Origin of the sequence: Micromonospora sp. CPCC 205558 (assembly GCF_036902955.1) — a bacterium.
Lineage (GTDB): Bacteria > Actinomycetota > Actinomycetes > Mycobacteriales > Micromonosporaceae > Micromonospora.
On the sequence record NZ_JBAKHR010000007.1, the window covers coordinates 255,180 to 279,855 of the forward strand.

17 protein-coding genes are annotated in these 24,676 nt (G+C 72.1%); 8 read left to right on the plus strand and 9 right to left on the minus strand.

Annotation, left to right across the window (positions count from 1 at the left end):
* Positions 1-49: 49 nt before the first annotated feature.
* From V6U86_RS10660 to V6U86_RS10675, 4 genes are all read right to left on the minus strand, one after another.
* Positions 50-3,139, minus strand: a complete 3,090-nt coding sequence (locus tag V6U86_RS10660; protein ID WP_334501414.1) for an NACHT domain-containing protein — start codon at positions 3,137-3,139, stop codon at positions 50-52.
* A gap of 115 nt (positions 3,140-3,254) precedes the next feature.
* Complete coding sequence (locus V6U86_RS10665) at positions 3,255-3,863, minus strand: hypothetical protein (protein ID WP_334501417.1); 609 nt, start codon at positions 3,861-3,863, stop codon at positions 3,255-3,257.
* Positions 3,864-3,953: 90 nt separating this feature from the next.
* The gene (locus V6U86_RS10670) at positions 3,954-5,579 is read right to left on the minus strand and encodes an ABC transporter permease (RefSeq protein ID WP_334501419.1); all 1,626 of its coding nucleotides are present in this window, start codon (positions 5,577-5,579) and stop codon (positions 3,954-3,956) included.
* Positions 5,576-6,583, minus strand: coding sequence for an ABC transporter ATP-binding protein (locus V6U86_RS10675; RefSeq protein WP_334501422.1), 1,008 nt, complete (start codon positions 6,581-6,583; stop codon positions 5,576-5,578). Before V6U86_RS10675 ends, V6U86_RS10670 begins: the two co-directional genes overlap by 4 nt.
* Before the next feature lie 109 nt (positions 6,584-6,692).
* On the opposite strand from V6U86_RS10675, the gene V6U86_RS10680 reads away from it, so the two are divergent.
* Positions 6,693-7,463: a TetR family transcriptional regulator gene (locus V6U86_RS10680; RefSeq protein WP_334501424.1), complete on the plus strand. Its 771-nt coding sequence runs from the start codon at positions 6,693-6,695 to the stop codon at positions 7,461-7,463.
* A gap of 41 nt (positions 7,464-7,504) precedes the next feature.
* Here the strand turns inward: V6U86_RS10680 and V6U86_RS10685 are convergent, their stop codons facing one another.
* Positions 7,505-9,283 carry an ABC transporter ATP-binding protein gene (locus tag V6U86_RS10685; RefSeq protein ID WP_334501427.1) on the minus strand — a complete coding sequence of 593 codons (1,779 nt, stop codon included), beginning with the start codon at positions 9,281-9,283 and terminating at the stop codon, positions 7,505-7,507.
* Positions 9,284-9,380: 97 nt separating this feature from the next.
* On the opposite strand from V6U86_RS10685, the gene V6U86_RS10690 reads away from it, so the two are divergent.
* Entirely contained in the window at positions 9,381-9,812 is a 432-nt protein-coding gene (locus tag V6U86_RS10690; protein ID WP_334501430.1) for a MarR family winged helix-turn-helix transcriptional regulator, read from the plus strand.
* Positions 9,813-9,957: 145 nt separating this feature from the next.
* A complete protein-coding gene (locus tag V6U86_RS10695) occupies positions 9,958-11,742 on the plus strand; it encodes an N-acetylglutaminylglutamine amidotransferase (RefSeq protein WP_334501432.1) in 1,785 nt (594 codons plus the stop codon).
* Positions 11,743-11,766: 24 nt separating this feature from the next.
* Here the strand turns inward: V6U86_RS10695 and V6U86_RS10700 are convergent, their stop codons facing one another.
* A complete protein-coding gene (locus V6U86_RS10700) occupies positions 11,767-12,900 on the minus strand; it encodes a carboxylate-amine ligase (protein ID WP_334501434.1) in 1,134 nt (377 codons plus the stop codon).
* Between the two features lie 481 nt (positions 12,901-13,381).
* Between V6U86_RS10700 and V6U86_RS10705 the strand changes: the two genes are divergently transcribed.
* Positions 13,382-14,704: a flavin monoamine oxidase family protein gene (locus V6U86_RS10705; RefSeq protein ID WP_334501437.1), complete on the plus strand. Its 1,323-nt coding sequence runs from the start codon at positions 13,382-13,384 to the stop codon at positions 14,702-14,704.
* A gap of 123 nt (positions 14,705-14,827) precedes the next feature.
* Here the strand turns inward: V6U86_RS10705 and V6U86_RS10710 are convergent, their stop codons facing one another.
* Entirely contained in the window at positions 14,828-17,461 is a 2,634-nt protein-coding gene (locus V6U86_RS10710) for a discoidin domain-containing protein (protein ID WP_334501440.1), read from the minus strand.
* Positions 17,462-18,010: 549 nt separating this feature from the next.
* A complete protein-coding gene (locus V6U86_RS10715; RefSeq protein ID WP_334501441.1) occupies positions 18,011-19,213 on the minus strand; it encodes an ROK family transcriptional regulator in 1,203 nt (400 codons plus the stop codon).
* Between the two features lie 236 nt (positions 19,214-19,449).
* Here V6U86_RS10715 and V6U86_RS10720 point away from each other — a divergent pair, with 236 nt between their 5' ends.
* The 4 genes from V6U86_RS10720 (at position 19,450) to V6U86_RS10735 (ending at position 24,049) form a co-directional block, all read left to right on the plus strand.
* Complete coding sequence (locus V6U86_RS10720; protein ID WP_334501442.1) at positions 19,450-20,748, plus strand: sugar ABC transporter substrate-binding protein; 1,299 nt, start codon at positions 19,450-19,452, stop codon at positions 20,746-20,748.
* A 70-nt stretch (positions 20,749-20,818) separates the two neighbouring features.
* Complete coding sequence (locus V6U86_RS10725) at positions 20,819-21,811, plus strand: carbohydrate ABC transporter permease (RefSeq protein ID WP_334501444.1); 993 nt, start codon at positions 20,819-20,821, stop codon at positions 21,809-21,811.
* On the plus strand, positions 21,804-22,643 hold the full coding sequence (locus tag V6U86_RS10730) for a carbohydrate ABC transporter permease (protein WP_334501446.1): 840 nt from the start codon (positions 21,804-21,806) through the stop codon (positions 22,641-22,643). Before V6U86_RS10725 ends, V6U86_RS10730 begins: the two co-directional genes overlap by 8 nt.
* A gap of 29 nt (positions 22,644-22,672) precedes the next feature.
* Positions 22,673-24,049: a GH1 family beta-glucosidase gene (locus V6U86_RS10735; RefSeq protein WP_334501448.1), complete on the plus strand. Its 1,377-nt coding sequence runs from the start codon at positions 22,673-22,675 to the stop codon at positions 24,047-24,049.
* A gap of 54 nt (positions 24,050-24,103) precedes the next feature.
* Here the strand turns inward: V6U86_RS10735 and V6U86_RS10740 are convergent, their stop codons facing one another.
* The gene (locus tag V6U86_RS10740) at positions 24,104-24,664 is read right to left on the minus strand and encodes a nucleotidyltransferase family protein (RefSeq protein WP_334501450.1); all 561 of its coding nucleotides are present in this window, start codon (positions 24,662-24,664) and stop codon (positions 24,104-24,106) included.
* Positions 24,665-24,676 lie beyond the last annotated feature (12 nt).

A 24,676-nucleotide genomic window follows, 5' to 3' on the forward strand; every position in this document is an offset into this window, starting at 1 on the left:
CAGCGTCCGACAAACCGCGCACACGATCGCCGAGAATGTCAGGTACCCGTCAGCCGTGGTACCACATGGGGGCGCTGCGCTTGACGGTCTGCACGACGATGGCCGGCTCGGCGAGGACGGCAACCAGCAGCCGGGACGCCGCGACCGCGAGCGGGCCCAACGTCTGGTGCTCGATCACGGCGTGGCACAGCTGGAGTCCCAGCTCGGCCAGCTCGCGTCGGCCCAGCTCGATCCGCCGCGGGTGGTCCCGCCGCTCGGCCAACACCGCCCGGATGCGGCGGCGCAGTTCGGCCTGTTCGTCGGTGTTGCGGCGCATCACCTCGACCGACCAGCGCCACATCTCGACGAGGAGCAGCAGGTCGACCCGGTCGGGCGGTTGATCGGCAAGGAGTAGTTCGTGATGGCAGACAACCAGGGCTGTGCCGGGTTCACCGGCGTCGACGAGCATCCCGGCGAGGAGACCGGCGCCGATAGGGGCCGGTTCCCCGACGTCCTGACTGGCAGCGGTGCGCAACAGGTCCAAGCGCTCGCGCGCCACTTCGACGTCCCCGCTGACGTGGTGCAGGACGGCGAGGAACTCCAGCACTCCGGGCGCCGCCGGGCGGGTCGCGGAAGCGGACTCCGGCGGGACGCCGGTGGCCGCCCGGTTCAGCTCCTCGGCCGCGACGATCAGTTGGGTGACCGGCGCGTCGTCGGCGATCAGCTGGGCGAGCCGCTGTCGCTGCACCGCCAACGGCGTCGGCTCGTCGGGTGGTGGGATGAGCGCCAGCAGGCTCGCCAGTTGGGTCCACTCCCCCGCGGCAGCCCCGGCCAGCAGCGCTCGGCGCAACGCCGCCACGGTGAGGTCGTCGGCGTGCCCGATGCTCGCGGCCCGTGCCTGCGTGACGTCGGCGAAGACGCCGAGCGACTCCCGCCAGTAGCCGGCGCGGGCAAGCTCGACGCCGAACTCCTCACGCAGTCGGCTGCCCCGTCGGGCGCTCACCGAACCGGCGGCGAGTCGGCTCTGCAGCCGTCCGTGCCGGAACCGGTAGGCTCCCGCGCCGTCGCGCAGCAGCCCGACGGTCTCCGCGTACGCCAGGAAGGCGAGCAGCCGGTGGGGCGTGCGGCCACGGACGGCGAGAGCGGCACGGGTGAGAGCGAAGCGGATCCACGCCCCGCCCCCGCGCCGGTGCAGCCACCAGCCCAGCCCGAGTCCCACCCCGGCCCAGACCAGCGCCGGCAGCGGCGGCATTGCGGACAGCACCCCGGTGAGACGCAGCGCCGCGACGACGATGAGTAGGCGAATGACGCCGGTGGCGGCGCTGGCCAGCGCGGACGCGACGCTGGCGGCGCGGTCGGCTTCGACGGTCTCGACCACGCTGGTCGCCCCGAGTTCCGCGGCGGGCGCGGCGACGTCCACCCGCAGTCCAGCTCGGACCGCTCGGAACGCCCCAGTCACCAGTCCGAACAGGACGGCGGCCCGGACCGGGTCGGGCCACGGTGGTAAGCCGGGCACGCGGTCCACCAGCGCGACCAGTTGTGGCGTGGGCGCGAACACCGTGAGGAAGCCGAACGTGAGCAGCGCCAGGAAGGCCCCGCTGAACAGCCCGTCGAGCAGCCCGTCGCGAAACGCCCGGAGGCCGCCGACGAATGCCACCCGGCGGGGTCGTTCTCGACCGGCCCGTCCCGCGCCGCGGACCAACGCCACGACGCTGGCCAGCAGGAAGGCCGTGATCGTCAAGGCGTCCGTCTCGCGGACCAGATCGTTGAGGAGATCCCGGGTCGGAGGGTGGGCCACCAACTGCGCCGTCGCCGTGAGAGCGTCTGCGGAGAGGATAAGCGTCAGCCACACCGCCCCCGCGGTACGCGCACCGGCGACGAGCGCCCAGAACGGGCCGGGTTGCGCGTTGGCCAACTGCCACCAGCGGAACTCCCGGACGTCGAGCGACTCCAGGTGCGCAGCGAGGAAGGACAGGTAGCGCCGGGCGGTCTGGGGCTCCCAGCGCCGTAGCCCCTGGGATCCGCGGCGGGACCGCAGCGCGGCGTCCACCGCCCTGGTCAGCAGGTCGTCCTCCACGGAGCGCTGACCCCGCTCGCGCGCCAGGGGCACGAGGTCCCGGGGATCGGTCACCGGCTGGTCGAAGGCGCTACGGGCCATCGACACCATCAGCGGGGTGGAGAGCGCGGCGGTCAGCTGCGGGGTGACCTCGAGCGCGTCGGCGACGGCGGACCAGTTGTCGGCCTGGTGCAGCGGGGCCGCGTCCACCAGGTAGTCGGCGACCTCGGCGGGCGCCGGCGGTTCGAGCATGACCACGGCGGTGCCGCGCAGCTTCTCCCCCTGGGTCAGGTAACGCTCATAGACCGAGGTCCGGCAGGTGAGGACGAAACGCTGGGTCGGCAGTGCGTTGAGCTCGTCGAGGCAGGCGATCAGCCGGTCCTCGGGCACCTCGTCCAGTCCGTCGAGGACGGGTACCACCAGGTCGGTCTCGATGAGGTCGCGCAGCACGGCGTCGCTGCGTGGGTGACCGGCCGCGAGCTGCGGATAGCGCCGGGCGATCCGGTCGACCAGCCAGTCGTGGAAGCCATCCCGGTCGGGATCCCAGGAGTCGGCCGGCACCAGCACCGGTACGGGCGTGTCCGGATCGCGGTGCACGGGCAACTCCCGAGCCATCCGCAGCGCGAGGATCGACTTGCCGGAGCCGGCCGGCCCCAACAGCAGCAGCCGGCCGGAGGGCACCCGCCGGTAGCAGCCCCACAGTGTCCCGTTGCCGCCGGCGAGGTCCATCGGGGCGGCGGCGCTGGATCGGCCGATGGCCCGCCAGGAGGGGAGGAACCGGTCGGGAGCGGTACGCCACCGCACCGGCAACGGGTACGGCTCATCGACGGTACGCAACAGCGCCTCGTCGGTCGGGTCGCGGCGGATCAGCTCCATGAGCTCGTCGGCGGCGGCGCGACGGTGCGCGGCGACCTCGGCGAGACCCTCCGTTCCGGCACGGAAGAGCTGATCCAGCAGGACGTAGACGGCGATGACCCCGGCGACGACGCCCCAGGTCCAGTTGACCTTCTCGAAGTCGTACCTCAGCCACACCCACGCTGTGCCGCCCGCCGCCAGCGCGGCCACCACGCCCAGCAAGCCCCACTTCCATCCGCGTCGCCGCACCGCACGATTGTGGTCGACCCGCGCCAGCCAGGACGCCCCGCCCGTATCCCGGCCGGTGATCGGCCGTCAGTCGCAGCGCTCGAGCAGCAGGAACGATGGGGGCGTCCCTGCCGGGTCACCGCCAGAGCACGTACCCGAGCACCAACTCGCGCGGCGCCTCGACCGAAACGGACTTCACCGTGAAAGCGCCGGTGTGCCCTTCGCTCGTCCGCACGCACCACCACCTGCCGAGCGACTCGGCATCGATGTCGAGGTCGCCGAGCCGGTTCGTGGTGAGAGCGTCGACGCAGGCATCCTTGCGTGGGTCACTGCCGATCGTGCTGAAGTAGGCACCCATGGGGGTGCCGTTCAGCCCGAATGCCCGCCCGCCGGGCATGACCACGAAGTCCTGCCCTGGCACACCAAAGCCGACGATGCCGCTCTCCAGGTCGGCGCTCGCGATGGCCGAGATCGTGAGCAGGCCCTGACTCGACGCTCCCTCCACGCTCGGCGCGACCGGCACCTTGGCGGTCGAGGTGCGGGACGGTGAGCCTGCTGGTGCAGAGTTGGCACCTGCACCGGGGCCGGTTGCATCCTGTGACGGTGCCGCTGCTTCGGTGCCGCCGATGACACCGACGACGTGCAGTGTCCCGATGAGCGCCCCGATCGCCGTGATGACGGCCGCGACACCGGTCAGCAGGCCCCCCAGGGTGTTCCACCAGCTCGCCTGCCCGGATTCCGTCACGGGTCCACTGTAGGCACTGATCGCCTCAGCCGAGACCCGGCGCGAGTGGTCCAGACCGCCCACGCAGAAGGCAACGATCAGGCGAACACGTCAGGACGGGACGTCGCGGTGGCGGAAGGCGGCCACGCCGACGGCCAGCAGGGCCGCGGCCACCGCCGCCAGCACCAGCAGGGGAAGCGCCGCCGGGTCGACCGCCGGCACGGCCGGCACATGGGTGTACGGCGAGACGTTGAGCGCGGCCTGCGGCAACTCCAGCACCGCACCGAGCTGCCCGAGGAGCAGGAAGACCAGCAGCGCCGTCCAGGACAGCACCACCGACCAGCGGGGCAACAGCCCGAAGATGGCGGTCACCACCCCGGCCACCACGAGCAGGGCGGGCAGGCGCAGCAGCGCGGCACCGCCCAGCTCGACGGCCTGGCCGAGCGGGTCGCCGGCGACGATGCCGTAGCCGAGGCCGGTGGTCACTCCGGCGAGGAGCAGCAGGGCGACCGCGCCGAGCGTCGCGGCGAGCACCTGCGTGCCGAGCCAGCGGGTACGACTGACCGCCGTGGCGAGGGCGGCCTCCAACACCCCGTCAGCTTCGTCGCCGCGGACCCGGAGCAGGGCCTGCACGACGTACGCGCCGATGGTCAGCGCGAAGAGGCCGAGCATCGCGGTCAGGTACGCGTTGATCAGGTCGTCTCCGCCACCCATCGCGTTGATCGCCTCGGCGGCGGCCGGATTCGCGTCGATCATGTCGTTGAACTCGTCGGCGGCGACGCCCATGGGGAGGCCGAGCGCCGCCACCCCGACCGCCCAGCCGAGCAGTGTGCCGCGCTGCATCCGCCAGGCCAACCCGGCGGGGCTGAGCAGCCGTGGCGCGCCGGTCGCCGGGCCACGGCGGGGGGCGATCAGCCCGGCGCCCTGGTCGCGTCGCTCGGCAAGGGCGTACGCCAGTGCCACCCCGGCGAGCAGCAGCGCGACAGGTAGGGCGAGCACCCACCAGCGTTCACCGTCGAAGGCGCGTACCTGGTTGCCCCAGCCCAGCGGGGAGATCCACGAAGGCCAGGCGCTCTGCACCCGGGTGCCGTCGGCGCTCTGCTCGCCGAGCACGTCCCCGGCGGCGCGCAGCACGAAGGAGAGCCCGACGGTGGCGGCGGCGAGCGCGTTGGCGCCGCGCGAGGTGACGGAAAGCTGGGCGGTGACCGCGGCGATCGCGGTGAAGGCGACCCCGACGCCGCCGATCGCGGCCGCCGCCGCGACGGATCCGGCGAGCGGTAGACCGGCGGCGACCAGCGCGACCACGAGCAGCACGCCGGCCAGGGCGTTCGCCGCGACGATGACAAGCAGCGCTGCGGTCAGCGGCGCGTACCGGCCGACGACGGATGCACCGAGCAGCTCGGCCCGGCCGGTCTCCTCGTTCTGGCGGGTGTGCCGGGTCACCGCGAAGGTGCTCAACAGCGCGACGATCAGGGCCAACGTCACGTACGTCTCGGCGACCACCACGGCACCGAGGTCGGTGCCGTGGATGGGGCCGTTGAAGGCGCGGGCGACGAGGCTGGACGCCGAGGTGGTGGCGTAGACGAACCGGGCCTCCTGGTCCGGGTAGATTGCGGCGACGCTGCCGGCGAGGGCGTAGCCGAGCAGGGGTGTGCCGAGGATCCAGATGGCGAGGCGGATCCGGTCGCGGCGCAGCACGAGCCGGGCCAGCCGGGTCGTGTTGGTGAGGGCGCTCACCGGGCACCGCCCTGCGGGGCGTCAGCCTGCGCATCGGCGACCGAGACGCCGTCGCCGGGAGCACCAGTGGCAGCGACGGCGGGGGCACCGGTGGTGGCGACGGCGGGAGCACCCGTGGTGGCGCTGTAGTCGCCGTAGTGGCGCAGGAAGAGCTGCTCCAGGGTGGGTGGTGTGCTGGTCAGCGCGCGGACGCCGAAGCGGATCAGCTGGCCGAGCAGTTCGTCGAGGTGGGCGGGCTCGACCTCCAGGTGGGTGCGGCCGTCGACCTCGTGCACGTCGTGCACGCCGGGCAGCGCGTCCAGGCCGGTGACCGGGCGGGCGGTCTCGACGGTCACCGCCGTGCGGGTGAGGTGGCGCAGCTCGGTGAGGGTGCCGGACTCGACGGTGCGGCCCTCGCGGATGATGCTGACCCGGTCGCAGAGCGCCTCGACCTCGGCGAGCACGTGGCTGGAGAGCAGCACGGTGGCGCCGGCCTGCTTGACCCGCCGGACCTCGTCCTGGAACACCGCCTCCATCAGGGGGTCGAGGCCGGAGGTCGGCTCGTCCAGCACATACAGCTCCACTGGGGAGGAGAAGGCGGCGACGATGGCGATCTTCTGCCGGTTGCCCTTGGAGTAGGTGCGGCAGCGGCGGGTCGGGTCCAGGTCGAAGCGGTGCAACAGCTCGTCGCGGCGACGCCGGTCGAGGCCGCCGCGCAGTTGCCCGAGCAGGTCGATGGCTTCGCCGCCGGTGAGGTTGGGCCAGAGACTGACGTCTCCGGGCACGTACGCCAGCCGGCGGTGCAGGCGGACCGCGTCGCGCCACGGGTCGGCCCCGAGCACCTGGGCGTCGCCGGAGTCGCGGCGGAGCAGCCCGAGCAGGACCCGGATGGTGGTGGACTTTCCGGAACCGTTGGGCCCGAGGAAGCCGTGCACCTCCCCCCGCTCGACGTGCAGGTCCAGCCCGTCGAGTGCCCGGATGGCGCCGAACGTCTTGACCAGGTTGCCGATCGAGATGACGGGCATGACCCCTCCTGCCGTTGGCTGCGTCGACCGCCCCCACTGTACTGACCGCTGGTCAGTCGAATCAACGGTAATCGTGCCCGTCGGTCAGGACGTCGCTAGGCTGGCCGACATGACCGCCGATCCCGCGGACGACACCCGCACCCGGATCCTGCGCGCCGCACTCGACCTGTTCGCTGAACACGGCTACCAGCGCACCTCGCTGCGCCAGATCGGCGAGCGGCTGCGGCTCACCAAGACCGCGATCCTGTATCACTTCCCGGCCAAGGAGCACCTGCTCGCAGCCCTGGTCGAGCCGTTGATGGCGGACCTGGAGGCGCTGCTCGACTCGGCGCAGGCACAACCCACCGAGCAGGCCAGGTGGACGGTGCTGGAGGGCTGGGTGGACATCATGCTCGCCCATCGCCGACCGCTGGGCATGCTCTTCCACGACATCGCGCTGATCGGCCGGGGCGACACGTACCACCGCCTGATGGAGGTCGCGATGCGGGCCAACGACCTCATCGCCGGGCCGAACGCGGGGCGCCGTGAGCGGGTCCTCGCGGCGCAGGCGGTGGGCGCGTGCAGCGATCCGGTCGTCTTCTTCACCGACGTGTCCGACGAGGTGCTGCGCGCCGACATGCTCGACGGCGTACGCCGACTGCTGGCCCCACCTCCCGCGGACGCCGCCGCGGGGTCGCCCGCGGACGGGCCGCCATCGGGCGTGGCCAACGGTGCGGCGATGGCGCGTCGGCGGCCGGGACGGCCGCCTGCGCTGCGCCGGGAGCAGGTCGAGGCGGCGCGGCGGATGCACGCGGCGGGCACCCATTCGGTGGACGCCATCGCCGCCGACCTGGGTGTCTCGCGGGCCACCGTCTACCGACACCTCGGCCCGGAATTATGAGACAGTTCTAAGACTATTTCGAGACGGTTGTAAGCCGGGGTTCAGGCCGCCAGCGTGGCGTAGCGGCCGTTGCGGTCCAGCAGGCTGTCGTGGGTGCCGGCCTCGACGATGCGACCGTGGTCGAGCACCGCGATCTGGTCGGCGTCGCGGACGGTGGAGAGCCGGTGCGCGATGGTGATCGTGGTGCGCCCCTCGGCGAGCACGTCGAAGGCCCGCTGCACGGCCCGTTCGGTTTCGGTGTCCAGCGCGCTGGTGGCCTCGTCGAGGACCAGGATGCGCGGGTCGCGCAGCAGCGTACGGGCGATGGCGAGGCGCTGCTTCTCCCCACCGGAGAATCGGTGACCGCGCGAGCCGACCATGGTGTCGTAGCCGTCGGGCAGGCCGACGATGAGGTCGTGGATCTGGGCGGCTCGGGCCGCGTCCTCGATCTCGGTGTCGGTGGCCTCCGGCCGGGCGTACCGCAGGTTCTCCCGAACTGTGGTGTGCAGCAGGTACGTCTCCTGGCTGACCACGCCGACGATCGCGGCCAGATCGGCCAGGCGCAGGTCGCGCAGGTCGACTCCGTCGACGGTGATCCGGCCGGCAGTCGGGTCGTGCAGCCGGCTGACCAGCCCGGCGAGGGTGCTCTTGCCCGAGCCGGTCTCGCCGACCAGGGCGAGGCTGGTGCCGGCGGGCACGTCGAGGGTGATCCCGGCGAGGGCGGCGGTGTCGCTGCCCGGGTAGCCGAAGGTGACGTCCTCCAGGCGCAGGTGGCCGCGTACCCGGGCCGGGTCGAGACGGACCGGTTCGGCGGGGTCGGCCACGTCGACCGGGAGGTCGAGGTATTCGAAGATCCGGGCAAAGAGCGCCAGCGACGCGGTGAGTGAGACACCCACGTTGAGCAGCCCCATCAGCGGCCGGAACAGGCCGCCCTGCAGGGCCGTGAAGGCGACCAGGGTGCCGATGCTCAGCGTGCCTGCGGTGCCGGGCAGCCCGGCGGCGAGGTAGATGACCGCCGGTACGGCGGCGAAGATGATGCTCATCGAGGTCATCCGCCAGCGGCCGGCCAGCTCACTGCGCAGCTCCAGGTCGACCAGTCGCTCCGAGGAGGCGGTGAACCGGTCGATCAGCGCGGGACCGGTGCCGAGGGTCTTGGCCAGCTGGACGCCGCTGATCGAGAGCCCTTCCTCGACGGTGACGTTGAGGTCGGCGAGTTCGCGTTGCCGTTGTGCGGTGATCTCGCGGCGCATCCGGGCGACCCGACGGGTCAGCCAGATGGCCGGCGGCAGCACCACGAGCGAGACCAGGGAGAGCTGCCAGGACAGCGCGACCATGGCGACAGCTGTGGCGACGACGGTGGTGAGGTTGGCCGCGACGGCGGTTGCGGTGGAGGTGACCACCGACTGCATGCCGCCGATGTCGTTGGTGATCCGGGACTGCACCTCGCCGGTGCGGGTGCGCGTGAAGAAGCCGAGCGACTGGCGCTGGAGGTGGCTGAAGACGTCGGTGCGCAGCCGGTGCATGACCCGCTGGCCGACCTGCGTGGAGATCCAGGTCTGCACGACGCCGAGGGCGGAGGTCACGGCCGCGACGGCGACCATGCCGAGGACCAGCCAGACCAGCAGAGTCACGTCGCCCTGCGGCAGGGCCCTGTCGATCACGGCACGCAGCAGGAACGGGCTGGCCATCGCGATGATCGAGGAGAGCACGATGATCGCGGTGACGGCGGCCAACGCGGGCCGGTGGGGGGTGAACAGGCGGCCGATGCGGCGCAGCGACACCTGGCGGGCCTGCGCCTTCTCTTCGGCGCCGAGGGTGCGGTGGCCGCGGTCGCGGCCCATCGGGGTGGGTTCCAAGGGGGCACTACCTCTCGTCGGCAATATTGCTGAGGTTACCTCATCATGAGGGAGCAACCACATTTCCTGCTACCGTATTCCGGTGACCGAGCACACTTCCGACAGCGCCGACGACGAGAGCCTGGCGGAGACGTTCTGGGCGGTGGCGTCCCGTCTACGCCGGCAGGCGCGGGACTCGCTGGCGCCCTGGGACGTCACCCCCAGCCAGTCCCGGGCGCTGCGCGTGCTGACCCGGCACGGCGAGGTACGCCCCGGCACAATCGCCGAGCACCTGCGCATCGCGCCCCGCTCGGCGACGGAGGTCATCGACGACCTCCAGACCCGGGGGCTGGTCGAGCGCCGACCCGACCCGACCGACCGCCGGGCGACCCTTGTCGCGCTCACCGAGGAGGGCGACCGGGTCAGCACCGCCATCCGCGCCGCACGCCGGGCCGAGGCCGACCGCTTCTTCGGCCACCTCAACGACACCGACCGCGCCGAGCTGGCCCGCATCCTGCGCACCCTGCTCGACTGAGCCGGACACGAGATCACCTGCGGGTTTGCCCGCCCGCTACTCGGGTAGCCAGCGCCCCCGTTCCCACCGCGGGCCCCGCCACCACCAGTCGGGGAGACCTGACAGGAGGGGCCATGTCTGCCCTGAACCAGCACCGCCCCGGCTGATGTGCGGGATCAGCGGGGAGGCGCGATTCGACGGCCACTCGCCCGACGCGGCGGCGGTCACCCGGATGACCGAGGCGATGCGCTCACGCGGCCCGGACGACGAGGGCCTGTTCGCCGACGGCTGGGTGACCCTCGGGCACCGCCGGCTGACCATCATCGACCTGTCCGACGCGGGCGGGCAGCCGATGGTCCGCGACGACCTGGGCCTGGCGTTGGTCTTCAACGGCTGCATCTACAACTACCCGGAGCTGCGCGAGGAGCTGCAGAACGCCGGGTACGCCTTCGGATCCACCAGCGACACCGAGGTGATCCTGGTGGCGTACGCGCACTGGGGTGAACGTTTCGTCGACCACCTGGTCGGCATGTTCGCGATCGGGCTGGTCGACCGGGCCCGGCGGCGGCTGATCCTGGCCCGCGACCGGCTCGGCATCAAACCGCTCTACCTGGCCGAGACGCCGGGGCGGCTCCGGTTCGCCTCCACCCTGCCCGCTCTGCTGGCCGCCGGCGACGTCGACACGGGCATCGACCCGGTGGCGCTGCACCACTACCTGTCCTGGCACTCCATCGTGCCCGCACCGCGCACCGTGCTGCGCGGTGTGCGCAAGCTGCCGCCGGCCACCCTGCGGGTGATCGAGTCGGACGGGCGCAGCCGCGAGGAGGTGTACTGGCGACCCGACTACGTACGGGAGCCCGCCGACGCAGGGATGGACGCCGCCGCCTGGCGGGCCACGATCGGCGACGCGCTGCGCGCGGCGGTACGCCGACGGCTGGTCGCCGACGTACCGGTCGGGGTGCTGCTCTCCGGCGGACTGGACTCCAGCCTCATCGTGGCGCTGCTCGCCGAGGCCGGCCAGCAACACCTGCGCACGTTCAGCATCGGCTTCGACAGCCGCGACGGCGAGTCCGGCGACGAGTTCCACTACTCCGACCTGGTCGCCCGCGCGTTCGACACCGACCACCACCGGATCCAACTGGCCGACGACGACCTGGTGCCCGCCGTCCGACAGGCCGTGCTGGCGATGACCGAGCCGATGGGCAGCCACGACGTGGTCGCCTTCCACCTGCTCTCCGAGCAGGTGGCCAAACACGTGAAGGTGGCCCAGTCGGGGCAGGGCGCGGACGAGGTGTTCGCCGGTTACGGCTACCACCAACCACTGGTCGAGGCGCCCCGGCACGGCGCCGCCGAGACGTTCGCCGCCGCGTTCTTCGACCGGGACCACGACGAGCTGCGCCGCATCGTCGGCCCGGCGTACGCGTTGGAGAACGACGCCAGCCGGGACCTGCTCACCGGGCACCTCGCCGCGCCCGGGGCACAGACCGCGCTGGACGCCGTGCTGCGTCTGGACACCCACCTGATGCTCCCCGACGACCCGGTCAAACGGGTCGACAGCATGAGCATGGCGTGGGGTCTGGAAGTGCGCACGCCCTTCCTCGACCAGGACCTGGTCACCCTGGCCGCGCACTGCCCGCCGGAGCACAAGGTCGCCCAGGGCGGCAAGGGCGTCCTCAAGGAGGTCGCCCGGGAGGTGCTGCCCGCCGAGGTCATCGACCGGCCCAAGGGCTACTTCCCGGTGCCGGCGCTGCGCAACGTGGACGGCCCGGTGCGCGAACTGGTCGCCGAGGCGTTGCAGGCGCCGGCCGCGCGCGAGCGAGGGCTGTTCCGCCCGGAGTACGTGGCCCATCTGCTCGCCGAGCCGGACCGGGCGCAGGCGGCGGCCGGCAGCAACAAGCTGTGGCAGCTCGGTTTGCTGGAGCTGTGGCTACAGACGCACGACATCCGCTGAGCCACCGGCGCGCCCGACGGGCGGTCAGCCCGCGGCCGTGCGGGCGACCAGGTCGTCGAGGACCGCGTGCAGTTCCCCGGCGCGCTCCAGCACCTGCCGCTGCCGGCTCGCGCCGGTGCCGTCGCGGCGCAGCCGGGCGAGCTGCGCCAACACGTACCCGAGGTCACCGTGGCGCAGCAGGGCCGGGGCGATCACCGCCATCAGCTCGTCGACGAGCGCCCAGGCCGGGCGGGTGCCGCCGGCCCGCAGATCGATCAGCTCGCCGTCGAGGCCGTCGTGCGCGGCCCGCCAGTGCGCCGCGGCGACCAGGCAGTCCCGGACGTTCGGGGCGCTCACCCCGGCCCGTACGTCGTCGGCGAGGGTGGCCACGAGCGAGCGGACCAGCGCGGCAACCAGCACCGCGTCGTCCACCTCGGTGCAGACGTCACCGACCCGCACCTCCACCGTCGGGTACGTCGAAGACGGCCGGGCGTACCAGTAGACCATCGCGGCGTCGAGCATGATGCCGGCGGCGATCAGCTCGTCGACCGTGCGGTCGTAGTCGGCGGCCGAGTCGAAGTACGGCGTCGGCCCGATGCTGGGCCACCGTTCCAACTGCATGGAGCGCCAACTGGCGTGCCCGGTGTCGTAGCCGTCGTGCAGCGGCGAATTGGTGGTGATCGCCTGCACCACCGGCAGCCACACCCGCAGGTGGTTGCAGACCTGCACGGCCAACTCCCGGTCGGGCAGCCCGACGTGCACGTGGCAGCCGCACACCGCAGGGTCGTGCGCCACCGGCCCATACCGGCGGGACATCGCGTGGTAGCGCGGTTCGTCGGGGACCGTCCGGTGCGGTTCAGCCACCGGGGTGGCGCCGACCGCCACCAGTCGGGCCCCGGCCGCCGCGGCGGCCTCGGCGGCGGAGCGACGCAGCGCCACCAGGTGGGCGCGCAGCTCGGTGAGGTCGGCGCAGACCGGGGTGACCATCTCCACCATGCTGTGCCGGAACTCCTGACGGCTCTGGTCCCGGGCGGGGCCGCGCAGCGCGGCGAGCACCTGGTCGGCGACCGGGAGGTTCCGGCCGCTGTCCGGGTCGAGCAGCAGATATTCCTCCTCCACGCCGAGCGTGAGGGTGGACAGGTCGGGTGCGGTGTCGACGGCGGTCGGACGGTACGCCATGGCCCCTCCCCATCCCTGCTGCGGCGGTGCCTCGGGGTTCCCGGCCGCCCCGGCGGCAAACGCGCCCTCAGGGCGTCGCCAGGGCCGTCACGCGTGCGGTGAGAAAGGCCCGTTCGGCCGCGTTGTCCGTAAGGGCGACAGCCATCCGGTACGCCTCGACGGCCTCCCCGCCCCGGCCGAGCCGGGCCACCGCCATCGATGCAGGCTCGCTAGGTCAAGGCCCTACGGCGGCTCGCCGACCTCTCATCCTTCATACGATCGGCCGCCGTCCCAATCGACAGGTCCGCAGAAGATTCTCGGCCCCCGACCCGAACCCGGTGGTGATGCGCCCTTTGCTCTGCACCCGCGGAGGCACGGGGGCGCAGGCCGGGTGTCGCATCGGTGGGTGCGGAGCAAAGGGCGAAGGACAGGGGTCGCGCCCGCCGGTGCCGGGAGCCGGAGCCGACAGTCATAGCGACGACAGTTGTGGGTAGACCCCGGTGTGGCTGACGCCTTGCGGGTGGTCGTGGTCGGCGCCGGTTTCTCCGGGCTCGCCGCCGCACTGGCACTCACCCGCGCCGGCGCCCAGGTGCGACTGCTGGAGGCCCGCGACCGGGTGGGCGGTCGGGTGTTGACCCGCTGGCTGCCCGAGCTCACCCAACTCGACCTGGGCGCGCAGTGGATCGGCCCGACCCAGGACCGGATGTACGCACTGGTCGCCGAGCACGGGCTGTCGACGTTCCCGTCGGCGGCGTTCGGCCCGCCCACCGTGCTCTGGGCCGGCGAGCGCCGAGGCGAGCCGTCGGCGCAGGCTGTCCGGGTCCTCGGCCTGCTCGACGAGTACGCCGCCCGGCTGGACCCGACCGCGCCCTGGCAGGCGCCGGAGGCCGCGCAGTGGGACCGGACGGTCCTCGGCGGCTGGCTGCGCGCCACAGCCGGGGACGACGACACCGCCGACTACCTGGGGCGGGTGCTGGCCGGCGGGCTGCTGGCCACCGGCGCGGACGAGGTGTCGCTGTTGCACCTGCTGTTCTACCTGCGCAGCGGCGGCGGGACCGGGCCTCTGCTGGTGATGGCGGGCGGCGCTCAGCAGGACCGGATCGTGGGCGGGCCGCCGGCGCTGGCCGAACGGATGGCCGCTGCCCTGCCACCGGGGGTGCTGACGTTGGCCACACCGGTGCGGGCCGTCGAACAGAGCGTCGACGGGGTGACGGCGTGGACCGACACCGGGCGCGTGAACGGCGACTTCCTGGTGGTCGCGCTGCCCCCGACGCTGGCGGGCCGGATCCGGTACGCCCCGCCGCTGCCTGCACAGCGCGACGGGTTGACCCAGCGAATGCCGATGGGTTCGGCGCTGAAGGTGCACGCCGTCTACCCGGAGCCGTTCTGGCGCGCCGACGGGTTCTCCGGGGTGTCCACCAGCACCACCGGTCCGCTCACTGAGACGGTCGACAACTCCACGCCGACCTCGTCGCTCGGGGTGCTGACCGGGTTCAGCTACGCCTCGGACGCCGCGGTGTTGCGCGAGATGTCTCCCGAGCAGCGTCGCCGGTGCCTGTTGGACGCGTTCGCCACAGTGGTCGGGCCACGCGCTGGTGACCCCGTCGACCTCGTCGAGTACGACTGGACGACCGAGGAGTGGACGCGGGGCTGCTTCTGCGGTGCGCTCACCCCCGGCGCGTGGAGGGCGTACGGCCCGCACCTGCGGGCGCCGGTGGGCCGGGTGCACTGGGCGGGCACCGAGACGGCGACCCGTTGGACGGGCTACCTGGAGGGCGCGGTACGCGCCGGTGAGCGGGCGGCCGCCGAGGTGCTGGCCGGCTGACGTGCCGCCGAGCGAACGCGACCGTGGCCGGCCCGGTCTCGGCGGGACCGGGCCGGCCTCGGCCCACGGTGCGACCCGGCCGACCCGGTCCGTCAGACGGCCGGGCCGGCGCGGGCGCCCGGGTCAGGGGTAGGTGGTCAGGTACACCGTCTGGTTGGCCGCGTTCGCGGTGCCTCCGGCGTTGTTGATCACCCGGTTGATGGTGCCGACGCCACCGAGCGAGACGGTGACCATGTTCGTGAAGCGCACGTTCGGGTTGGTGGGCACCTCGAAGGACCGTTCCTCGACCACCGCGGGGTTGACGTTGAAGTAGCTGTAGCTGCCCAGGCCGAACGCCTGGTGACTGGTTACCGAGTCGGCGACCTTGTACGCGGCGTAGCCCCGGGTCGACCCGTTCATCCAGGCCTCCTGGTTCGGAACGTCGTACGGCAGTTCGTTCTGGTAGAAGTACGTCCGCCCGCCGTTGCCGTTCCAGATGGTCTGGTACTTCTGGTAGTGCTCGACGAAGAGGCCGTACATGGTGACGTTGTCGCCGTTGACGGTGAGCCCGGTGTCGGCGGTGTTCAGCGTCCACCCGGTCGGCACGCCGCTGGCGGCGTGGTCGGCGCGCCACAGCCACATGTGGTCGCCGATCACGTTGTCGCTGTTGACTGTCAGCGTGTTGGTGGCCCTGCCGACGTGCGGCCCGCCGATGCGGAAGAACACGTCGTGCAGCGAGGTCGGGTTGGTGGCGTGGCTCGCGGACGAGCCGGACGGCCCGACCTCCATCAGCACCGGCGAGTTGGTCGTGCCGGCCTCGAACATGATGCCGGCCACCTTCACGCCGTCCACGTCGGCCACCCGCATGCCCACCGCGCCGTTGTCGGTCTGGATGGTGGCCAGGCCGAGGCCGAGGATCACCGTGTCGGCCCGGTTGACCTGGATCGGCTCCGTAACGTGGTGCACGCCCGGGGTGAAGAGCAGGTGCCGCCCCTGGGCGAGGGCCGCGTTGATGGTGGCGGCGCTGGTGCCGGGCTGCACCACGAAGAACTGCGACAGCGAGATGGACGAGCCGGCCGGGGTCTTGTTGTACCAGCTGGTGCCGGTGGAGTTGGCCCGCAGCGCCGGCACGAAGACCCGATACTCGCCGCCGCCGTCGACGTAGAGGAACGGCTTCTCCCGGACCTGTGGGGTCTGCGCGATGACGGTGTGCGACGGGTTGGGGAAGCTCGGCGCCGGGGCGCCGACGACGCCCTGGAAGACCATGTTCCAGACCGAGCCCGTCCAGCCGTTGCCGAATTCGCTGTTGCGGGAGTACCACTGCTGCTGCGAACCGGACACGACCAGACCGTCGACGCGGGTGTCGGCCAGCAGCCCGCCGCTGGACCAGCCGTCGCCGCCGTTCCAGAGCTGGATCTGGTTCTGCCCGCCGCGCAGGTGCATCCGCCGGTACGGCGCGGCCTGGGACACCGCCCACCGCTCCACGGTCTGCCCGACGGGCAGGGTGACGGAGAGGTTCTCGGCGGCCCGCCAGAAGTTCTGGGTGGCGTTGCCACCCATCCAGAACGCCTCGGTGCGGACGTGGCCGTTGAGGTTGACGTCGTCGGGGCTCATACCGAGCCCGGCGACCTGGGTGAAGAAGCCGAGGTTGACGTCGGCGGTGTAGGTGCCCGGCTTGAACAGCACCGCGTAGCGCTGCGGGCCGAACTGGTTGGTTTCCTGCTGGGTGAAGAGGGTGTCCAGTCGACTCTGGATGGTCGACGTCGGCGTGCTCGGGTCGAAGACGAAGGTGTTCGCGCCGAGATTGGGGTTGTACGGGTCGGTGGGTGTCACCGGTGGCTCGCCGGTGCCGCCGCCTGTGGTGTTGACCGTCAACTCCCACAGCGAGTAGCCGTAGGCGGTGCCCCGGGCGGTGCCGTACATCCGCAGGTAGCGGCCGCTGCCGGTGACGGTGAGGGACTGCGTACCGCCGGTGGCCGTGGTGGTGGAGTAGACCGTCGTCCAGGTGGCCCCGTCGGCCGAGGTCTGGAGCTGGAAGGCCCGGGCGTACGCGGCCTCCCAGGTGAGCACCACCCGGCAGATGGTGCGGGTGCTGCCGAGGTCGACGCGTAGCCACTGCGGGTCGCTGGCGGCGCTGGCCCAGCGGGTGCCCGGGTTGCCGTCGACGGCCGCGGACGCGGCGAGGCCGGCGTCCTGGATGGACGAGGCGGTGGCCGGGCTGCCCTGTGCGACGTTGGCGCTGCCGCAGGTGGGGGTGCTGCCGCCGCTCTCGCCGTACACCTGGAACTCCCAGAGCGAGTAGCCGTAGCCGGTGCCCCGAGTGGTGCCGTTCATCCGCACGTAGCGCCCGGCGCCGGTGACGGTGAGGTTCTGGGTGCCGCCGGTGCCGGTCGTGGTCGAGTAGATCGTCGTCCAGGTGGCCCCGTCGTCGGAGGTCTGGAGCTGGAAGGCCCGGCCGTAGGCGCCCTCCCAGAGCAGGTTGACCTGGCTGATGGTGGCGCGGGCGCCCAGGTCGACCTGGAGCCACTGCGGGTCGCTGAACGCGCTGGCCCAGCGGGTGGCGGTGTTGCCGTCGACGGCGGCGGAGGCCGGGGTGCCGGCGTTCTCGGTGGACGAGGCGGTGGCGGGGCGACCCTGGGACAGCAGGGTGGGCGCGGCCTGCGCGGGCGTGGTCGGGCCGGTCGGGGTGAGCGCCGCGACCAGGGCCACGGTGAGCCCGACCAGCAGGTGCCGGACGACCCGGGGACGCGGGCGTACGGATGTAGCACGAGATGTCATGACATCGCCTGTCGATAGGGGGTTACGGGTTGCCACACGGAGGGGATCGGGCGCGCCCGTAGCGCCGTGGATGGTGCCGCCGCCGACGCGACACCGGAGGGAGGAGAGCGCTCTCGTAGGAGTGTTGCGGCGAGATTGCGACGGCGTCAAGACATCGATCTATAACTTCGTTATTTATCCCGAGAGCCGGGTTTTGTGTAATTCTTCCCCGCCACCGACCGTCAGCCCGCCACCGACCCCGCCCGTGATCGACCCCGGTGATCGATCGACCGCGCCCGGCCCGATCCAGGCGCCCATGATCGTGCTCGATCCAGGAAAGAGGGCCCTCCCCGCGCCGCGAGGCCACTACAACCAGGATCGAGCACGATCACGCGGGCAGGGCACGAGCGCACGGGCAGGGCGGCGGGCGCACGGGCAGGGCGGCGGGCGCACGGGCAGGGCGGCGGGCGCACGGGCAGGGCGGCGGGCGCACGGGCAGGGCGGCGGGCGCACGGGCAGGGCGGCGGGCGCACGGGCAGGGCGGCGGGCGCACGGGCGGGGCGGCGGGGGTCAGGTTCGGCGGACGCCGCCCTCGGTGAGGAAGCGGGCGATCGGGAGAGTCGCCGCGCCCAGCGCCACCGCGTCGACCCCGAGCCGGCACAGCTCGATCGACGCCTGCTCGTACGGCTGGCGCAGCGCCTGCCGGCCGGCGGCCTTCCGGACGGCCGGTAGAAGGTCACCGAGGGCCATCGCCGCCCAACCGCCGAGCACCACCCGCTCGGGGTTGAACAGGTTGATCAGGTTGGCCACCCCGGCGCCGAGGTAACCGGCGGTGTCATCGAGGACCCGTCGGGCGGTGGTCGACGTGTCGGCGGCGGCGACGAGCGCGGCGAGCTGGGACTCCTCGTCCTCGCCCGGCACCGGTCGACCTCTGCGCGCCTCGCGGTAGCGGTCGATGATCGCCTCCGCCCCGACGTACGCCTCCAGGCAGCCGCGCGCGCCGCACCGGCAGGCCCTCCCGCCGTACACCAGGGTGGTGTGCCCCCACTCCCCCGCGCTGCTGGACGCGCCCCGGTAGGTGGCGCCGTTGGTCACCACCGACGCGCCCACTCCGGAGCCGACCAGCGCGAAGACGGCGTGCCGGGCGCCCCGGCCGGCACCGAACCACATCTCGGCCTGGCCCAGCGTCTTCGCGCCGTTGTCGATGTGCAGCGGCAGGTCGGTGCCGGCGCCGATCAGGCGCTCCAGCGGCACCCGGTCCCAGCCGAGGGCCTGGGCGTGCACGACGGCCTCGGTGCCCTGCTCGACCACGCCGGAGACGCCGATGCCGACGCCGAGCACGTCGCGGGTGGCCACCCCGGCCTGGCCGGTGACCGCGTCGATGCCGGCCAGCACGTGCCCGGCCACCAGGTCGGGCTCGGTTCGGGCCGGGTCGAGGGGGTACTCGACGCTGGCCAGCAGGGTCATGGCGAAGTCGAAGAGCTCCACCCGGACCCGGGTCTCGCCGACGTCCACGCCGATCAGGAAGGCGAAGCGGGGTTTGATCCGCAGCAACATGCTGGGTCGACCGCCGTCGGACTCGGCGGCCCCGGCCTCGGCGACCAACCCTTCGTCGATCATGTCGGCCACCACGTTGCTGACCGCGGGCTGGCTCAGCCCGGTGCTGCGCACCAGGTCCTGCCGGGTGAGCGGACCGTCGAGGAAGAGCTTGGTCAGCAGGGCGGACCGGTTGCGCAGCCGCACGCTGCGGTTGGTGGCACGCGCCAGCTCCACTCGTCACCTCATTCCTGTCGGCCGTTCGAGGCGACTGTAACCGCCTCGTGCTTGACGACCCACCGGCCAACAACTTTAATGACGACATAATTTAAGCCGTGATGTAACTCCCGGGAAACGCCGACGGACCCCGACGGCGCACCCCCGAAACCCTGCCCGCAGCCGGCCCCCGTCGCCCGACCCCTATCGGCGACGAAGGTCAGCGGACCCCCACCACGCACCGGAAGGGCTGACCCGTGTCGAGACGACACCTCGGGATATTCACCGCCGCCGTACTGGCCGCCGCCTCGCTGACCGCCTGTGGCGGCTCCGGCGACGACTCCGCCGCGTCGCCCAAGACGCTCACCTACTGGGCCAGCAACCAGGGCGCCAGCCTGGAGGCCGACAAGACCATCCTCCAGCCGGAGCTGGACAAGTTCGAGAAGCAGACCGGCATCAAGGTCACCGTCGAGGTGGTCCCCTGGTCGGATCTGCTCAACCGGCTGCTCGCCGCCGCCGCGTCCGGCAAGGGCCCGGACGTGGTCAACATCGGCAACACCTGGTCGGCGTCGTTGCAGGCCACCGGCGCGCTGGTCGAGTTCGACGACGCCGCCCTGCAGGCCGTCGGCGGCAAGGACCGGATCGTGCCAGCCGCGCTCGCCGCCGCCGGCGCCCCCGGAAAGCCGCCGGCCGCCGTGCCGCTCTACTCGATGGCGTACAGCCTGTACTACAACAAGAAGTCGTTCGCCGACGCCGGCATCACCGCCCCGCCGACCACCTGGGAGCAACTCGCCGAGTACGGCAAGAAGCTGAGCACCGGCGGCAAGTGGGGCCTGGCGATCGAGGGCGCCAACCCGTCGGAGAACGCCCACCACGCCTTCACCTTCAGCCAGCAGTACGGCGGCGAGTGGTTCGACTCGGCCGGCAAGCCGACCTTCGACACCCCGCAGAACGTCTCGGCGATCAAGCGGTACATCGACTTCATGGCCGCTGACAAGATCACCAACCCGAGCAACGCCGAGTACGCGCAGAACCAGTCGGTCTCCGACTTCGCCAACGGCAAGGCCGCCATGCTGCTGTGGCAGTCCGCCGGGTCGAACCTGAAGACGCAGAACATGCCCGCCGACGCGTACGGGGTGGCCCCGGTGCCGTTCCTGGCCAGCCCGCCGGCCGGCGGCAAGAAGGTCAACAGCATGGTCGCCGGGATCAACATGGCGGTCTTCAAGCACACCAAGAACAAGGACGGCGCGCTGAGCTTCGTGAAGTTCATGACCAGCGACGAGGAGCAGACGATCCTCAACAAGACGTACGGCTCGCTGCCGGCCGTGAAGACGGCGGCCTCCGACCCGGCGTTCACCGCCCCGGAGCAGAAGACCATCCAGGAGACCCTGGTCACCACGGCGGCCCCGCTGCCGCAGGTGCCCGAGGAGAGCACGTTCGAGACCCTGGTCGGCACCGCGATGAAGGAGCTGTTCGCCGACGCGGCCAGCGGCAAGCCGGTCACCGAGGAGTCGGTGAAGGCCAAGCTGACCGACGCGCAGCAGAAGATGCGCTGACCCAGGCGTCACCGGTGGCCGTGGTCGGGTGCTGAGCCCTGCCACGGCCACCGCCTCCGAGAGGACCCCGATGGCAACCAGCACCACCGCGCCGGACGCCGACCAGCGCGAACCCCGGGCCGGGTCACCGGCACGGAAGCCGGTCCGCCGGCCCCGCGGCCCGCGCCGCTCGCTCCTGCCGTACCTGCTGCTCGCACCGGCCATCGTGCTGGAACTCGCCATCCACGTGATCCCGATGGTCGTCGGGGTCTGGATGAGCCTGCTGGAGCTGACCCAGTTCCACATCCGCGACTGGTCCACCGCGCCCTTCATCGGGCTGGAGAACTACCGGGCGACGCTCGACCTGAACAGCGCCGCCGGCAAGGAACTGCTGCACTCGTTCTGGGTCACCCTGGCCTACAGCCTGCTCTCGGTAGGGTTCGCCTGGCTGCTCGGCATCTCGGCGGCGGTCGTGCTGCAACGGCCGTTCCGGGGTCGGGCGATCCTGCGGGCGCTGTTCCTCACCCCGTACGCGCTGCCGGTCTACGCCGCCGTCATCACCTGGAGCTTCCTGCTGCAACGCGACACCGGCCTGGTCAACCACGTCCTCGTCGACCAGCTCGGGCTGATGAACGACCGGCCGTTCTGGTTGATCGGCGACAACAGCTTCTGGTCGCTGCTGGTGGTGTCGGTCTGGCGCAACTGGCCGTTCGCGTTCCTGTGTCTGATGGCCGGGCTGCAGAACGTGCCCGGCGAGCTGTACGAGGCCGCCGCGATCGACGGCGCGGGTTTCTGGCGCCGGCTGCGCTCGGTCACCCTGCCGATGCTGCGGCCGGTCAACCTGGTGCTGCTGCTGGTGCTGTTCCTGTGGACGTTCAACGACTTCAACACCCCGTTCGTGCTGTTCGGCGGCTCCGCGCCGGAGCAGGCCGACCTCATCTCCATCCACATCTACCGCAGCTCCTTCAAGACCTGGGACTTCGGCTCCGGGTCGGCGATGTCGGTGGCGCTGCTGCTGTTCCTGCTGGTCGTCTCGGCCGCGTACCTGCTGATCACCAACCGTCGGAGGGACGACCATGCGTGAGACCGCCGGTGAGCGCTGGGGCCGGCGCATCGTGCTGACCCTGCTCGCCCTCTTCGTCGTCATCCCGCTCTACGTGATGGTCACCTCGGCGGTGAAGCCGTTGCAGGACGTGCAGAACGGCTTCACCTGGTGGCCCAGCCGGCCCACCGTGCAACCGTTCATCGACATGTGGAGCACCGTGCCGCTGGCCCGGTACCTGGTGAACAGCCTGGTGGTGTCGAGCATCGCGGCGGTCTGCTCGGTGGCGGTGGCCATCTTCGCCGCGTTCGCGGTGAGCCGGTACCGGTTCCGCGGGCGGGGGGTCTTCTCGGTGACGGTGCTGTCCACCCAGATGTTCCCCGGCATCCTGTTCCTGCTGCCGCTGTTCCTCATCTACGTCAACCTGGGCAACGCCACCGGCATCGAGTTGTACGCCAGCCGGACCGGCCTGGTCATCACGTACCTGACCTTCTCGCTGCCGTTCTCGATCTGGATGCTGGTCGGCTACTTCGACTCGATTCCGCGGGGTCTGGACGAGGCGGCGCAGGTCGACGGCGCCGGTCCGCTGCGTACCCTGTTCCAGGTCATCCTGCCGGCCGCCGTGCCCGGCGTCGTCGCGGTCACCGTGTACGCGTTCATGACCGCGTGGGGTGAGGTGCTCTTCGCCTCGGTGATGACCGACGAGGGCAGCCGCACCCTGGCCGTGGGCCTACAGGGCTACTCCACCCAGTTCAACGTCTACTGGAACCAGATCATGGCGGCTTCGCTGGTGGTCAGCATCCCGGTCGTCGTCGGGTTCCTGGCCCTGCAGCGGTACTTCGTCGCCGGCCTCACCGCCGGCGCGGTCAAGTGAGTCATCCAACCCCAGAGGAGAACCAACCCGTGCCCGACCTGTCCAAGCTGCCACCCGACTTCCTCTGGGGTGTCGCCACGGCGGCGTACCAGATCGAGGGGGCCGTCGACGTCGACGGCCGGGCGCCGTCCATCTGGGACACCTTCTCGGCGACTCCCGGCAACGTCGACAACGGCGACACCGGCGCGGTGGCCTGCGACCACTACCACCGGTGGCCGGAGGACCTGGCGCTGCTGCGCCGGCTCGGCGTGGACGCGTACCGCTTCTCGGTGGCCTGGCCCCGGGTCATGCCCGACGGCGTGGGGCGGGTCAACGCGGCTGGGCTGGACTTCTACGATCGGCTCGTCGACACGTTGCTCGCCGACGGGATCCGGCCGTTCGTCACGCTCTACCACTGGGATCTGCCGCAGGTGCTGCAGGACTCCGGCGGTTGGCCCCAGCGCGCCACCGCCGAGGCGTTCGCCGACTACGCGGCGGTGGTCGCCGGCCGCCTCGGTGACCGGGTCGCCGACTGGTGCACCGTCAACGAGCCGCTCTGCGTGTCCTGGATCGGGCACCTGGAGGGGAACATGGCCCCCGGCGAGCGGGACCTCACCCGCGCGGTGCACACCTCGCACCACGTGCTGCTCGGGCACGGCCTGGCCACCCAGGCGATCCGCGCCAACGCCGCCCGGCCGGCCTCGGTGGGTCTGGTGCTCAACCTCAGCCCGATCGAGGCGGCGACCGACCGGCCCGAGGACGTGGCGGCGGCCCGCCGGGCGGACGGGCACGTCAACAGGTGGTGGCTGGACCCGATCCACGGGCGCGGCTACCCCGCCGACATGATCGCCACCTACGGGGTGGAGCCACCGGTGCGCGGCGACGACCTGGCGGTGATCGCCACGCCGACGGACTTCCTCGGGGTGAACTACTACTTCCGTCAGCTGGTGGTCGACGACCCGGCCGGCGCGGCGCCGTACGCCCGGCAGGTGCCGGTGCCGGGCTCGGTGGAGACCGCGATGGGCTGGGAGGTCTACCCGGCGGGCCTGGAGCGGCTGCTCGTCGACGTGCACGAGGAGTACCGGCCGGGCCGGATCATCGTCACCGAGAGCGGCTCGGCGTGGCCGGACGAGGTCACCGCGGACGGCACGGTGGAGGACAAGGAGCGCACCGACCACCTGGAGCAGCACCTGGCGGCGTGCGCGTCGGCGGTGGCCCGGGGCGTGCCGCTGGACGGCTACTTCGTCTGGTCGTTGCTGGACAACTTCGAGTGGGCGTACGGCTACGACAAGCGCTTCGGGTTGGTCCACGTGGACTACGCCACCCAGCAGCGGACGATGAAGGCGAGCGGTCTGCGCTACGCCGAGCTGATCCGCGCCCACCAGGCGGTCGCCCGGGCGACCGGCACCGCCACGCCGGTGGCCTGAACGGGGGCGTGCGGCCGCCCGGGGTGTCGACCCCGGGCGGCCGTTCGGCGGTGCTCAGCAGCGGGGCAGGTCGGCCGGGGTGTCCACGTCGACCGGGGAGCCGACGTCGTCGCAGGGCACCGCGACCACCAGATCCGGCCGCTCGCGGAGCAGGTCGCGGGCACCCCGATCACCGACGGCGTACCTGTTCAGCAGCGGCCAGGTCCGTCGACACAGCAGGATCGGGTGGCCCGGTCGGCCGGCGTAGGTGGCGACAACCACCGCGCCGTCGGCGTACGCCTCGCGTACCCGCCGAACGGCGACCGGGCTGAGCAGCGGCTGGTCGACGAGGACCACGACCGCGCCCGACGCGTCGACCGGCAGCGAGGCCAGGCCTCGGCGCAGCGACGAGCCCAGCCCGTCGGCCCAGCGATCGTGGCGCACCGGCACCGCGCCGGGCAGGTCGGGCACCTCGTCGGCGCCCGCCCCGAGCACCACGTGCACGGGTGCGCAACCACCGTCGGCGAGCAGTCGGACCCCACGCCGCACCAGCGGTTCCCCATCCAGCTCGACAAGCGCCTTCGGGCGGCCGTACCGCCGTCCGGCCCCGGCGGCCAGGAGCAGTCCGGCGATCACCGTCGTCCTCTC

Bases quoted from the DNA above. Each gene is read 5' to 3' on its own strand.
- V6U86_RS10675 (WP_334501422.1), bottom strand. From the start codon at position 6,583: ATGCCCGTCATCTCGATCGGCAACCTGGTCAAGACGTTCGGCGCCATC.
- V6U86_RS10680 (WP_334501424.1), top strand. From the start codon at position 6,693: ATGACCGCCGATCCCGCGGACGACACCCGCACCCGGATCCTGCGCGCC.
- V6U86_RS10685 (WP_334501427.1), bottom strand. From the start codon at position 9,283: ATGGGCCGCGACCGCGGCCACCGCACCCTCGGCGCCGAAGAGAAGGCG.
- V6U86_RS10695 (WP_334501432.1), top strand. From the start codon at position 9,958: ATGTGCGGGATCAGCGGGGAGGCGCGATTCGACGGCCACTCGCCCGAC.
- V6U86_RS10700 (WP_334501434.1), bottom strand. From the start codon at position 12,900: ATGGCGTACCGTCCGACCGCCGTCGACACCGCACCCGACCTGTCCACC.
- V6U86_RS10710 (WP_334501440.1), bottom strand. From the start codon at position 17,461: ATGACATCTCGTGCTACATCCGTACGCCCGCGTCCCCGGGTCGTCCGG.
- V6U86_RS10725 (WP_334501444.1), top strand. From the start codon at position 20,819: ATGGCAACCAGCACCACCGCGCCGGACGCCGACCAGCGCGAACCCCGG.
- V6U86_RS10730 (WP_334501446.1), top strand. From the start codon at position 21,804: ATGCGTGAGACCGCCGGTGAGCGCTGGGGCCGGCGCATCGTGCTGACC.